General features: G+C 71.1%; 9 protein-coding genes. 8 read left to right on the top strand and 1 reads right to left on the bottom strand.

The genetic code is table 11. From position 1 onward, the window contains the following. The 8 genes from ACFV7Q_RS24275 to ACFV7Q_RS24240 all read left to right on the top strand — a co-directional run. Positions 1–3743, top strand: a 3743-nt coding sequence (locus ACFV7Q_RS24275; protein WP_385431381.1) for a HAMP domain-containing protein, incomplete at its 5' end; no start/stop codon positions are given. A gap of 274 nt (positions 3744–4017) precedes the next feature. Continuing rightward, a complete protein-coding gene (locus tag ACFV7Q_RS24270) occupies positions 4018–4698 on the top strand; it encodes a two-component system response regulator (protein WP_385431380.1) in 681 nt (226 codons plus the stop codon). A 175-nt stretch (positions 4699–4873) separates the two neighbouring features. Then, a complete protein-coding gene (locus ACFV7Q_RS24265) occupies positions 4874–7714 on the top strand; it encodes a DNA translocase FtsK (RefSeq protein ID WP_385431379.1) in 2841 nt (946 codons plus the stop codon). A 223-nt stretch (positions 7715–7937) separates the two neighbouring features. Further along, positions 7938–8840, top strand: coding sequence for a RodZ domain-containing protein (locus ACFV7Q_RS24260; protein WP_385431378.1), 903 nt, complete (start codon positions 7938–7940; stop codon positions 8838–8840). A 114-nt stretch (positions 8841–8954) separates the two neighbouring features. Continuing rightward, positions 8955–10448, top strand: coding sequence for a 30S ribosomal protein S12 methylthiotransferase RimO (rimO, locus tag ACFV7Q_RS24255; protein ID WP_385431377.1), 1494 nt, complete (start codon positions 8955–8957; stop codon positions 10446–10448). Continuing rightward, positions 10445–11101: a CDP-diacylglycerol--glycerol-3-phosphate 3-phosphatidyltransferase gene (gene pgsA, locus ACFV7Q_RS24250; protein WP_385431376.1), complete on the top strand. Its 657-nt coding sequence runs from the start codon at positions 10445–10447 to the stop codon at positions 11099–11101. Before rimO ends, pgsA begins: the two co-directional genes overlap by 4 nt. A 38-nt stretch (positions 11102–11139) precedes the next feature. Next, positions 11140–11688, top strand: a complete 549-nt coding sequence (locus ACFV7Q_RS24245; protein ID WP_385431386.1) for a CinA family protein — start codon at positions 11140–11142, stop codon at positions 11686–11688. A 109-nt stretch (positions 11689–11797) separates the two neighbouring features. Continuing rightward, entirely contained in the window at positions 11798–12178 is a 381-nt protein-coding gene (locus tag ACFV7Q_RS24240; RefSeq protein WP_179175511.1) for a helix-turn-helix domain-containing protein, read from the top strand. A gap of 332 nt (positions 12179–12510) precedes the next feature. Here ACFV7Q_RS24240 and ACFV7Q_RS24235 read toward each other — a convergent pair whose 3' ends face one another. Further along, a complete protein-coding gene (locus tag ACFV7Q_RS24235) occupies positions 12511–13293 on the bottom strand; it encodes an SDR family NAD(P)-dependent oxidoreductase (RefSeq protein ID WP_385431375.1) in 783 nt (260 codons plus the stop codon). Positions 13294–13296 lie beyond the last annotated feature (3 nt).

Genomic DNA, 13296 nt, shown 5'->3' with positions numbered 1-13296 from the left:
CGCGCGGCGACCTGTCGCAGAAGATCGACGTGGATGCGCGCGGCGAGATCCTGGAGCTGAAGAACACCATCAACACGATGGTGGACCAGCTGTCGGCCTTCGCGGAGCAGGTGACCCGGGTGGCCCGGGACGTGGGCACGGAGGGCCGGCTCGGCGGCCAGGCGCAGGTGCCCGGGGTGGCCGGTGTGTGGCGGGACCTCACGGACTCGGTGAACGGCATGGCCGGGAACCTGACCTCGCAGGTCCGCAACATCGCGCAGGTCGCGACGGCGGTGGCGCGCGGCGACCTGTCGCAGAAGATCGACGTGGATGCGCGCGGCGAGATCCTGGAGCTGAAGAACACCATCAACACGATGGTGGACCAGCTGTCGAACTTCGCGGAGCAGGTCACGCGGGTGGCCCGCGAGGTGGGCACGGAGGGGATCCTGGGCGGCCAGGCGGAGGTGAAGGGGGTCTCCGGCACCTGGAAGGACCTCACGCAGTCCGTCAACTTCATGGCGAACAACCTGACCTCGCAGGTGCGCAACATCGCCGAGGTGACCACCGCGGTCGCGACGGGTGACCTCTCCAAGAAGATCACCGTGGACGCCAAGGGCGAGATCCTGGAGCTGGTCACGACCGTCAACACGATGGTGGACCAGCTGTCGTCGTTCGCGGAGCAGGTGACCCGGGTGGCCCGCGAGGTGGGGTCCGAGGGCATCCTGGGCGGTCAGGCCCGGGTGCGCGGGGTGACGGGCATCTGGAAGGACCTCACCGACAACGTCAACCTGATGGCGAACAACCTCACCTCGCAGGTGCGCAACATCTCCCAGGTCTCGGCGGCGGTCGCGAACGGCGACCTGACGAAGAAGGTCACGGTGGAGGCGCGCGGCGAGGTCGCGCAGCTCGCCGACACGGTCAACACGATGGTGAAGACGCTGTCGTCGTTCGCGGACGAGGTGACCCGGGTGGCCCGCGAGGTGGGCACGGAGGGCCGGCTGGGGGGACAGGCCCATGTGCCGGGCGTGTCCGGGACGTGGAAGGACCTCACGGACTCGGTGAACTTCATGGCGTCCAACCTCACCGGCCAGGTGCGGCAGATCGCCATGGTCACGACGGCCATCGCCAAGGGCGACATGACCAAGAAGATCGACATCGATGCGCGCGGCGAGATCCTGGAGCTGAAGACCACGATCAACACGATGGTCGACCAGCTGTCCTCGTTCGCGGACCAGGTCACGCGGGTGGCCCGGGAGGTGGGCACCGAGGGCATCCTGGGAGGCCAGGCCCGAGTGCGGGACGTCGACGGTACGTGGCGGGACCTGACCGAGTCGGTGAACGAGATGGCCGGGAACCTGACGCGGCAGGTGCGTGCGATCGCCGCGGTGGCCACGGCGGTGACCCGCGGCGATCTCAACCTGAAGATCGACGTGGACGCCGCGGGCGAGATCCAGGTCCTCCAGGACAACATCAACACGATGATCGCGAACCTGCGCGACACCACCTTGGCCAACGAGGAGCAGGACTGGCTCAAGAGCAACCTCGCCCGGATCTCGGCGCTGATGCAGGGCCGCCGGGACCTGGACGACGTGGCCTCGCTGATCATGAGTGAGCTGACCCCGGTGGTCTCGGCGCAGCACGGGGCGTTCTTCCTGGCGGTGCCGTCCGGCGGGATCACCGAGATCGGGACCGACGGGGGCCCCGACGGCTCGTACGAGCTGCGGATGCGCGGGAGCTACGGGTACGCGGGCGGCCAGATGCCGACCATGTTCCGGCCGGGGGAGGGGCTGATCGGGACCGTCGCCGAGGAGAAGCGGACGATCCTGGTCGAGAACACCCCGCCCGGCTACCTGAAGATCTCCTCGGGTCTCGGTGAGGCGCCGCCGGCGCAGGTGATCGTGTTGCCGGTGCTGTTCGAGGGGAAGGTGCTCGGCGTCATCGAGCTGGCGTCCTTCCAGCCGTTCGCGCAGATCCAGAAGGACTTCCTCAGCCAGATCGCCGAGATGATCGGTACGAGCGTCAACACGATCAGCGTCAACTCCAAGACGGAGATGCTGCTCAAGCAGTCGCAGGAGATGACCGAGCAGCTGCGCGAGCGCTCCGACGAGCTGGAGAACCGGCAGAAGGCGCTCCAGGCGGCCAACGCGGAGCTGGAGGAGAAGGCGGAGCTGCTCGCCCAGCAGAACCGGGACATCGAGGTGAAGAACACCGAGATCGAGGAGGCCCGGCAGGTCTTGGAGGAGCGTGCCGAGCAGCTGGCGGTCTCGATGCGCTACAAGAGCGAGTTCCTGGCGAACATGTCGCACGAGCTGCGCACGCCGCTGAACTCGCTGCTGATCCTGGCCAAGCTGCTCGCCGACAACGCGGACGCGAACCTGTCGCCGAAGCAGGTGGAGTTCGCCGAGACCATCCACGGGGCGGGCTCGGACCTGCTGCAGCTGATCAACGACATCCTGGACCTGTCGAAGGTCGAGGCCGGGAAGATGGACGTTTCCCCGACCCGGATCGCACTGGTGCAGCTGGTCGACTACGTGGAGGCCACGTTCCGGCCGCTGACCGCGGAGAAGGGCCTGGACTTCTCGGTGCGGGTGTCCCCGGAGCTGCCGGCGACCCTGCACACCGACGAGCAGCGGCTGTTGCAGGTGCTGCGCAACCTGCTGTCGAATGCGGTGAAGTTCACCGATACGGGGGCGGTGGAGCTGGTGATCCGCCCGGCCGGGTCCGATGTGCCGGCGGCCATCCGCGAGCAGCTGCTGGAGGCGGGTTCGCTGCGGGACGCGGACGCGGACCTGATCGCGTTCTCGGTCACGGACACCGGCATCGGGATCGCGGCGAGCAAGATGCTGGTCATCTTCGAGGCGTTCAAGCAGGCGGACGGGACGACGAGCCGGAAGTACGGCGGCACGGGGCTCGGGCTGTCCATCAGTCGGGAGATCGCCCGGCTGCTGGGTGGTGAGATCCACGCGGCGAGCGAGCCGGGCCGCGGGTCCACCTTCACGCTGTACCTGCCGCTGCACCCGAGCGAGCTGCCGCCGCAGGGGTACGCGTCGCCGCAGCCGGGCGGCGGCCGGGCGGACGGCTACCACAGGCCGGTCGACGGGGTGGTGCCCGCGCGGCCGCTGCCGCCGGCGCCGGTGGTCGTGGCGCACGGGCCGGTGCAGCACCAGGTGCCGCAGTCACAGCCGCAGCCGGTGTGGTCCGGACAGTCGGGTTCCGGTCCGGCCGGTCAGGGGCATGGCGGCGCCGCGCTCTTCCGGCGCCGCCGCAAGGCGCCGGTCGCCCCGGAGCCGCGGACGGCCGTGCCGGGTCAGCCCAACGCGGTGGGGCCGGAGGACGGCTGGTGCAGTCCGGAGGAGGAGCTTGCGGCGGTGCCGCGGACGTACGACTTCCACGGGGAGCGGGTGCTCATCGTGGACGACGACGTGCGGAACGTCTTCGCACTGACCAGCGTGCTGGAGCAGCACGGGCTGGCGGTGCTGTACGCGGAGAACGGTCGGGAGGGCATCGAGGTGTTGGAGCAGCACGACGACGTGGCGGTCGTGCTGATGGACATCATGATGCCGGAGATGGACGGGTACGCGACGACGGCGGCGATCCGGCGGATGCCGCAGTTCGCGGGGCTGCCGATCATCGCGCTGACGGCGAAGGCGATGAAGGGGGATCGGGAGAAGGCGATCGACTCCGGTGCGTCGGACTACGTCACCAAGCCGGTCGACCCGGACTACCTGCTCTCGGTGATGGAGCAGTGGATGCGCGCCAAGTGACCGGCGGCCGATCGTTCCGGTACCAATTGCTGACTGACTGTGGCGAAACCGGTGTGGGAGGGCACAGGACGGGGAACCTTCAGCTCCCCCGCACCGTTTCCGCTTCGTGCACAGTGACATCTTGGTGACAGGGTGTGGCGATCTCGGGACTGGGGCTACGATGACCGGCACAAGGACGGGCGGCGCAAGGATGCCGTCCTCTGGGGCGGGGCCCGGCGTACAGGCCGGTGCCAGGAGCCGGGGAGGCCCCATGCCGGGGCGAGGAGGACAGGGCATGGTGCAGAAGGCCAAGATCCTCCTGGTCGACGACCGGCCGGAGAATCTGCTGGCGTTGGAGGCCATCCTCTCCGCGCTCGATCAGACACTGGTCCGGGCGTCGTCGGGGGAGGAAGCGCTCAAGGCGCTGCTGACGGACGATTTCGCGGTCATCCTGCTGGATGTGCAGATGCCCGGGATGGACGGGTTCGAGACGGCCGCGCACATCAAGCGGCGGGAGCGGACCCGGGACATTCCGATCATCTTCCTCACCGCGATCAACCACGGTCCGCACCACACCTTCCGCGGCTACGCGGCGGGCGCGGTGGACTACATCTCCAAGCCCTTCGACCCGTGGGTGCTGCGGGCCAAGGTCTCTGTGTTCGTGGAGCTGTACACCAAGAACTGCAAGCTGCGGGAGCAGGCGGCCCTGCTGCGCCTCCAGCTGGAGGGCAACGGTGCGGGCGGCGACGCAGGCAAGGAGACGGCCGGGCTGCTGGCCGAGCTCTCCGCGCGGCTGGCGGCGGTCGAGGAGCAGGCGGAGGCCCTGTCCAAGCAGCTCGGGGAGGACGCCGCCGACGCGGCGGTGGTGGCGACGGCGGCGCACCTGGAGCGCAAACTCACGGGGCTGCGTCGGGCGCTGGACGCGCTGGAGCCCGGGGCCGGCGGGGCGGCGCCGGTGTTGCCCGCGCAGAACTGAGCGGACCTCCGCGGGCCGCCGCCCGGCCCCCGGGGCCCGGCCGGGCCCGTTCGGGCCGGACTGGCGTCACGTCAGATCTGGTGGTGCGTCAAACAGCTGCCGATGCGGCCGACACGAAAGAGTGAAGAGGTGGGCACGCGTGTCCACCGGCGCGCGCACCGGTAACCTCGGCCCCATGGCCTCACGTACGTCCGGCAAGGGTTCCCAGAGCAACGCGGGCACCGCGAAGGGCCGTACCGGCCGTACGGCGGCGCCGGCGAAGAAGGCGGCTCCCGCGCGCAAGCCCGCCGCCAAGAAGACGGCGGCCAAGCGGCCTGCCGCCCGGAAGGCGCCGCCCAAGCCAGCGCCCTCCCCGACCGGGGGCGTGGTGCGACTGGTGCGGGCCCTGTGGCTGGGCTGCGCCCATGCGGTCGGCGCGGTGTTCCGGGGGATCGGGCAGGGGGCCCGGAACCTCGATCCCGCACACCGCAAGGACGGTGTCGCGCTGCTGCTGCTCGCCCTCGCACTGATCGTCGCCGCCGGTACCTGGTCCAATCTGAGCGGGCCCGTCGGGGACCTGGTCACCATGCTGGTCACCGGGGCCTTCGGGCGCCTCGACCTGCTCGTGCCGATCATCCTCGGCATCATGGCGGTGCGTTTCATCCGCCACCCCGACCAGCCCGACGCCAACGGCCGCATCGGCATCGGTCTGTCCGCGCTCGCCGTCGGTGTGCTCGGCCTCGTGCACATCGCCTGCGGGGCGCCCGGCCGGGACGAGGGCACCACGGCCATGCAGAACGCGGGCGGGCTCGTCGGCTGGGCCGCCTCCAAGCCGCTGATCTTCACGATGGGGGCGCCGCTGGCCGTGCCGATGCTGGTGCTGCTCACGGTCTTCGGGCTGCTGGTGGTCACCGCGACGCCGGTCAACGCGATCCCGCGGCGGTTGCGCCGGCTCGGCATCCGGCTGGGGATCATCGAGCCGAGCCCGTACGACGAGGAGGACGCGGAGTACGGGCAGGACGGGGCCGCCGGCCGGCCGGGCCGGCACGACCCCGAGCAGTGGAGGGCCCGCAGCGGCCGGGCCACCGGGTCCGACCCCGTGGACGCCGCGGAGGAGGAGGCGCTCACCCGCCGGCGCCGGCCGCGCAGGACCCCGGTCCGGCCGGCTGAGGAACGGGAGATGGACGCCGTCGACGTGGCCGCGGCCGCCGCTGCGTCCTTCGAAGGCGTCGTGCTGGGCGGAATGCCGCCCTCCCCGCTGGTCGCCGACCTCACCCGGGGCATCTCCGGCACGCACGAGGGAGCGGAGACCACCACCCCGGTGCCGCCGGCCCGCTCCGGGCGGACCGCGGACGTCGACCCGGCCGCCGGTCCGGACGCCGGCCGTCGAACCCCCGCCCCGGCGGCCGCGTCCGCCGCCCCCTCCGCTGCCGAGCGGGCCGGGGCCCCGCACGACACCACCGCCGCGGCTTCGGGGACGCTGTCGGTGCCGGACCTGACCAAGGCGCCGCCGGATCCGCAGCCGCTGCCGCCGCGCGCGGAGCAGCTCCAGCTGCGCGGGGACATCACGTACGCCCTGCCCTCGCTGGACCTGCTGGAGCGCGGCGGCCCGGGCAAGACGCGCAGCGCCGCCAACGACGCCGTCGTCGACTCGCTGCGCAACGTCTTCACCGAGTTCAAGGTCGATGCGGACGTCACCGGTTTCACCCGCGGCCCGACGGTCACCCGGTACGAGGTCACCCTCGGCGCGGCGGTCAAGGTGGAGCGGATCACCGCGCTGACCAAGAACATCGCGTACGCGGTGGCCAGCCCGGACGTGCGGATCATCAGCCCGATCCCGGGCAAGTCGGCGGTCGGCATCGAGATCCCGAACACCGACCGCGAGATGGTGAACCTGGGCGACGTCCTGCGGCTGGCGGACTCCGCCGAGGACGACCACCCGATGCTGGTGGCGCTCGGCAAGGACGTCGAGGGCGGCTACGTCATGGCCAACCTCGCGAAGATGCCGCACGTGCTGGTCGCCGGGGCCACCGGCTCCGGCAAGTCCTCCTGCATCAACTGCCTGATCACCTCGATCATGGTCCGGGCGACGCCGGAGGACGTCCGGATGGTGCTCGTGGACCCCAAGCGGGTGGAGCTGACGGCGTACGAGGGCATCCCGCACCTGATCACCCCGATCATCACCAACCCCAAACGGGCCGCCGAGGCCCTGCAGTGGGTCGTCCGCGAGATGGACCTGCGCTACGACGACCTGGCGGCCTTCGGCTACCGGCACATCGACGACTTCAACCAGGCCATCCGGGACGGCAAGATCAAACTGCCGCCGGGCAGCGAGCGGGAGCTCAGCCCTTACCCGTACCTCCTGGTGATCGTCGACGAGCTCGCGGACCTGATGATGGTGGCCCCGCGCGACGTGGAGGACTCCATCGTCCGGATCACCCAGCTGGCCCGCGCGGCCGGCATCCACCTGGTGCTCGCCACGCAGCGGCCCTCGGTGGACGTCGTCACCGGCCTGATCAAGGCGAACGTGCCCTCGCGGCTCGCGTTCGCCACCTCCTCGCTCGCGGACAGCCGGGTCATCCTGGACCAGCCGGGCGCGGAGAAGCTCATCGGCAAGGGCGACGGCCTGTTCCTGCCGATGGGCGCCAACAAGGCGGTCCGCCTCCAGGGCGCCTTCGTCACCGAGGAGGAGGTCGCCAAGGTCGTCCAGCACTGCAAGGACCAGATGACGCCCGTCTTCCGGGACGACGTCACGACCGGGCAGAAGCAGAAGAAGGAGATCGACGAGGAGATCGGCGATGACCTGGACCTGTTGTGCCAGGCGGCGGAGCTGGTCGTCTCCACCCAGTTCGGGTCGACCTCCATGCTCCAGCGCAAGCTGCGGGTGGGCTTCGCCAAGGCGGGCCGGCTCATGGACCTCATGGAGTCGCGGGGAATCGTCGGCCCGAGCGAGGGTTCGAAGGCGCGCGACGTGCTGGTGAAGGCCGATGAGCTGGACGGAGTCCTCGCCGTCATCCGCGGGGAGTCCCAACCGTAATGATTTGGCGGGCAACCGTTTCCCTTGGGCCCACGTCTAGTTGAGGGAGATGGCGGAACCGCACCCGAAGCCGCGTCACGGGGGCCGGCCCGCCGACGCACCGCCGGATTCCGGGGCGCCATTCGAATGGCGTACGGAGTCCACCCCTCCGGTTGCTCCTCCCTTTCCTCACCCCCCTAGACTGGACATCCAGCAGGTGGCTACACGCTCGAAAGGCGCCCTCGTGTCCATCGGCAACTCCAACTCCCCCGAAGATGAGCGGACTTCGACCGGCGACGGATCCGAGGACCGCATCATCGACCGTACTTCCGAGGAGCCGTCCATCGGGACGGCGCTGAAGAAGGCCCGGATCGCCGCCGGGCTCACCGTCGACGAGGTCAGTTCCACCACCCGCGTGCGCATCCCGATCGTGCACGCGATCGAATCTGACGACTTCACGCGCTGCGGCGGCGACGTCTACGCCCGCGGCCACATCCGCACGCTCGCGCGCGCCGTCCGCATCGACCCGGAACCCCTGGTCGATGCGTACGACGCCGCACACGGCGGTCGCCCGGCCCCCACGCCGGCCGCGCCGATGTTCGAAGCCGAGCGCATCCGCCCCGAGCGGCAGCGGCCCAACTGGACCGCAGCCATGGTCGCCGCCATCGTGGCCGTGATCGGCTTCGTCGGGTTCACCGCCTTCGGCGGCGGCGACGGCAAGGACGCCCGCCCGCTGGCGGAGGGATCCGCCGCCCCGAAGGCCGCGCCCAAGCAGTCCGCGGGCAAGCCGGCCGCACAGCCGCAGACCCCGGCCAGCCCGGCCGCGCCGAAACCGGAGCCCTCGGACAGCGCCATCGCGGCCGCGCCCAAGGACCTCGTCACGGTCGCGATCACGGCCAACGACGGCGAGAGCTGGATCTCGGCCAAGGATCACAGCGGCCGGCTGCTCTTCGACGGGACGCTGGCTGCGGGCGAGTCCAAGACCTTCACCGACAAGGAATCCATCGATCTCGTCCTCGGCGACGCCGGCGTGGTGACGCTGTTCGTGAACGGCAAGGAGATCAAGGAAGAATTCCGGGCCGGTCAGGTGGAACGTCTCACATACACCAAGGACGATCCCCGTCCCGGGGCGGCCCAGGCGGGCTGAGCAGCGCAGAATGCAAAATTCCGGATCCCCGGGGTGCCGTGCCGCACTCCGGGGATCTTGGTTTACCGGGACTTGGGGCCGGGGCCGGTGTTTGGACAAAGTAGTCTTGAGCCCATGCCCGAACGCCGTACCGTCGCCCTTGTCACTCTTGGCTGCGCCCGTAACGAGGTGGACTCGGAGGAGCTCGCAGGCCGCTTGGCGGCGGATGGCTGGGAGCTCGTCGAGGACGCCGCCGACGCGGACGTCGCCGTCGTCAACACCTGCGGCTTCGTCGAAGCCGCGAAGAAGGACTCCGTAGACGCCCTGCTGGAGGCCAACGATCTCAAGGATCACGGCCGCACCCAGGCCGTCGTCGCCGTCGGCTGCATGGCCGAGCGCTACGGCAAGGAGCTCGCCGAGGCGCTCCCCGAGGCCGACGGCGTGCTCGGCTTCGACGACTACGCCGACATCTCCGACCGCCTCCAGACCATCCTCAGCGGGGGCGTCCACGCCTCCCACACCCCGCGCGACCGCCGCAAGCTGCTCCCGATCAGCCCGGCCGACCGCCAGCAGGCCGAGGTGGCCCTGCCCGGCCACGCCCAGGCGCCGGCCGAGCAGCCCGCCGAGGCCCCCGCCGACCTCCCCGACGGCGTGGCCCCGGCCTCCGGGCCTCGCGCGCCGCTGCGCCGCCGCCTGGACAAGAGCCCGGTCGCCTCGGTCAAGCTGGCCTCCGGCTGCGACCGCCGCTGTTCCTTCTGCGCCATCCCGTCGTTCCGCGGCTCCTTCATCTCCCGCCGCCCCTCCGACGTGCTGGGCGAGACGCGCTGGCTCGCGGAGCAGGGCGTCAAGGAGGTCATGCTGGTCTCCGAGAACAACACCTCGTACGGCAAGGACCTCGGCGACATCCGTCTGCTGGAGACCCTGCTGCCAGAGCTGGCGGCCGTGGACGGCATCGAGCGCATCCGCGTCAGCTACCTCCAGCCCGCCGAGATGCGGCCCGGCCTGATCGACGTACTGACCTCGACCCCCAAGGTCGCGCCGTACTTCGACCTGTCCTTCCAGCACTCCGCCCCCGACGTGCTGCGCGCCATGCGCCGCTTCGGCGACACCGACCGCTTCCTGGAGCTGCTGGACACCATCCGTGGCAAGGCCCCGCAGGCCGGCGTCCGGTCCAACTTCATCGTCGGCTTCCCCGGCGAGACCGAGGCCGACTTCGCCGAGCTGGAGCGTTTCCTGAGCCACGCGCGGCTCGACGCCATCGGCGTCTTCGGCTACTCCGACGAGGAGGGCACCGAGGCCGTCACGTACGACCACAAGCTCGACGAGGACACCATCGCCGAGCGGCTCGCCCACATGCAGCGGCTCGCCGAGGAGCTCACTTCGCAGCGCGCGGAGGAGCGGCTCGGGGAGACCCTGGAAGTACTCGTCGAGTCCGTCGAGGCGGTCGACGAGGACGGCGACGGCGCCTACGGCCGCGCCGCGCACCAGGCCCCCGAGACCGACGGCCAGATCGTCTTCACGGACAGCGCGGGCCTGGTACCCGGCCGCATGGTGACCGCGAAGGTGGTCGGCACGCTGGGCGTGGACCTGGTGGCCGAGCCCCTGGGGCTTGAGGAGGCGGCGGGATGACAGGAGTCCCGGCATCTGCGGCGGGCGGGACCGGCCGCCGGCCCGTTCCCGGCACGAAGCTGGGCGCTGCGGCGGTCGATCAGGCCAGCCTGTGGAACATCGCCAACATCCTGACGATGATCCGGCTCGTCCTGGTGCCGGGATTCGTCCTCCTACTCCTCGCCGACGGCGGGTACGACCCGGTGTGGCGCGCGCTGGCCTGGGCCGCGTTCGCCGTCGCCATGATCACGGACATCTTCGACGGGCACCTGGCCCGTACGTACAACCTGGTCACGGACTTCGGGAAGATCGCCGACCCCATTGCCGACAAGGCGATCATGGGGTCGGCCTTGGTCTGTCTGTCCTGGCTGGGGGACCTGCCCTGGATCGTGACCGGGGTGATCCTCGGGCGCGAGCTCGGGATCACGCTGATGCGGTTCTGGGTGATCCGCTACGGGGTGATCCCGGCCAGCCGGGGCGGGAAGCTGAAGACGCTGTTCCAGGGCACTGCGGTCGGCATGTACGTGCTGGCGCTGACCGGGCCGCTGGCGACGCTGCGGTTCTGGGTGATGGCTGCCGCCGTCGTGCTGACCGTGGTCACCGGTTTGGACTACGTACGCCAGGCCGTGGTGCTGCGGCGCAGGGGGTTGGCCGCGGAGCGGGCCGCGAGGTGACGGAAGCAGCGGGGGGATCCGCAGGGGCCCGGGGCGAGGTGCGCGCCGGGGCGGAGGCCGCCGCGGGGGGCGGCGGGGTCGCGGCCGTCGCGGCGGAGGCACTGCGCCTGCTTGCGGAGAGTGACCAGACGGTTGCGGTGGCGGAGTCGTTGACCGGGGGGATGGTGGCCGCGGAGCTGACGGCCGTACCCGGTGCATCCCGGTCTTTCCGCGGATCGGTCACGGCGTACGCCACCGAACTGAAGCACCGGGTGCTGGGAGTGGACGCCGGGTTGCTGGCGGCCGAGGGCGCGGTGAACGCGCAGGTGGCGGTGCAGATGGCGGCGGGGGTGCGGCGCGCGCTGGGGGCTTCGTGGGGGATTGCGACCACCGGGGTGGCAGGTCCCGACCCGCAGGACGGGCAGCCGGTGGGCACGGTTTTCGTCGCCGTGGCCGGCCCGGCGGACGAGAAAACCGTGGCACTGAGGTTGAACGGCTCCCGTGGGGAAATCCGTAGGGAGAGTGCACGGACAGTGCTCGAACTTCTCGTGAGCGAACTCCGCGAGAATGTGCGGGGGCAGGATACGGAACAGAACGGGGGGATTTGATGTTTGCAGCCCTGAGTGAACACGACATCGCTCCCCGCACGGCCGCGGCGCGAGGCGGTACGGTGGGGCGTGAAGGATGCGGCTACACGGTCAGAGGAGGGAGCCACCGATGATTCTGCTCCGTCGCCTGCTGGGTGACGTGCTGCGTCGGCAGCGCCAGCGCCAGGGCCGTACTCTGCGCGAAGTCTCCTCGTCCGCCCGAGTTTCTCTCGGCTATCTCTCCGAGGTGGAGCGGGGGCAGAAGGAGGCGTCCTCCGAGCTGCTCTCCGCGATCTGCGACGCGTTGGACGTACGGATGTCCGAGTTGATGCGCGAGGTCAGCGACGAACTGTCGCTGGCGGAACTGGCGCAGTCGGCCGCGGCGAGCGAACCGGTGACGGTGCCGGTACGCCCGATGCTCGGTACGGTCTCCGTGACCTCGGTCGCGGGTGGTCCGGAGCGGGTGACCATCAAGGCACCTGCGGAAGCGGTGAACGTCGTAGCCGCCTGAGCGCGAGTGCGCGAGCCGTGAAGGCATGAGCGTGGCCGGAGCCCCGGCCGGTGCGTCGAGCACCGGCCGGGGCTCCCGGCCGTTCCGGGTGCAGGGGCGGCGGGCATGCGGGAGGATGGTCGGAGTCCGTATCGCGGCCACGTTCCGGGAGGCAGCCGTGCGGCGATTACTGGTGCCCCTGGCACTGGCGGCCGGCGTGCTCTGGTGCTGGGCCGTGCTGCGGCTGGCGCTGGCGCCGGACGAGTCCGGTCCGCTGGAGGGAGCGGTCGCCGTGGGCGGCTGGGGGCTGGGGCTGTTGCCGGTGCACTGCGCGCCGGAGCCGTCCCGGGCGGCTACCAGGGCATCGACACCCCGCCGTTGGGACGCAGGATCTGGCCCGTCATGAACGACGAGGCGTCCGAGGCCAGGTAGAGCACGGCCCGGGCGATGTCCTCGGGTTCGCCGACCCGGCCGAGCGGGGACATACGGACCATCACCGCCTCGGTCCGCTCCTGGACCTCGGGGCCGTGACGGGCGGTCATCGGCGTGCGGATCCAGCCCGGGGCGACGGCGTTGACCCGGATGCCGTGCGGGCCGGCCTCGGTGGCGAGCGTCTTGGTGAGCTGGACGACCGCGGCCTTGGCGGCGCTGTAGCAGAGCAGGCCGGGTTGGGCGGCGTCGACGGCACCGGAGGCCATGGTGACGATGGATCCGGGGCGACCGGCGGCGATCATGGCGCGGGCGGCCTCCTGGCAGGTGCGCCAGACCCCCTTGAAGTTGATGTCCAGGACGCGGTCGAGGTCCTCGTCCGTCGTGTCCAGGACGCTGCCGGTGTGCATGACCCCGGCGATCGCGGCGGCGACGTCGAGCGGGCCGGCGGCGGCCACGGCGGTCCTCAGCGCGCCGCGGTCGGTGACGTCGAGGGTGTGCGCCACGGCCCGTCCGCCGGCCTCGGTGATCAGCTCGGCCGTTCGGGCGAGACCGGCGCCGTCGCGGTCGGCGCAGTGGACTGCCGCGCCCGCGGCGGCCAGGAGCAGGGCGGTGGCCCGGCCGATGCCGCCCGCGGCGCCGGTGACGAGGGCGGTGCGGCCGTGGAGGCCGTACGCGGACAGGGGCGCGCCGGTGGGTGAGGGCATGCG

The sequence above is a fragment of the Streptomyces sp. NPDC059851 genome, from assembly GCF_042732005.1.
Lineage (GTDB): Bacteria > Actinomycetota > Actinomycetes > Streptomycetales > Streptomycetaceae > Streptomyces.
Note: the sequence above shows the minus strand (reverse complement) of the source record. Positions and strands in the feature narration are given on the sequence as shown.

Coding starts and splice junctions, on each gene's coding strand:
- ACFV7Q_RS24265 (WP_385431379.1), top strand. CDS start 4,874: ATGGCCTCACGTACGTCCGGCAAGGGTTCCCAGAGCAACGCGGGCACC.
- ACFV7Q_RS24240 (WP_179175511.1), top strand. CDS start 11,798: ATGATTCTGCTCCGTCGCCTGCTGGGTGACGTGCTGCGTCGGCAGCGC.
- ACFV7Q_RS24235 (WP_385431375.1), bottom strand. CDS start 13,293: ATGCCCTCACCCACCGGCGCGCCCCTGTCCGCGTACGGCCTCCACGGC.
- ACFV7Q_RS24270 (WP_385431380.1), top strand. CDS start 4,018: ATGGTGCAGAAGGCCAAGATCCTCCTGGTCGACGACCGGCCGGAGAAT.
- rimO (WP_385431377.1), top strand. CDS start 8,955: ATGCCCGAACGCCGTACCGTCGCCCTTGTCACTCTTGGCTGCGCCCGT.
- pgsA (WP_385431376.1), top strand. CDS start 10,445: ATGACAGGAGTCCCGGCATCTGCGGCGGGCGGGACCGGCCGCCGGCCC.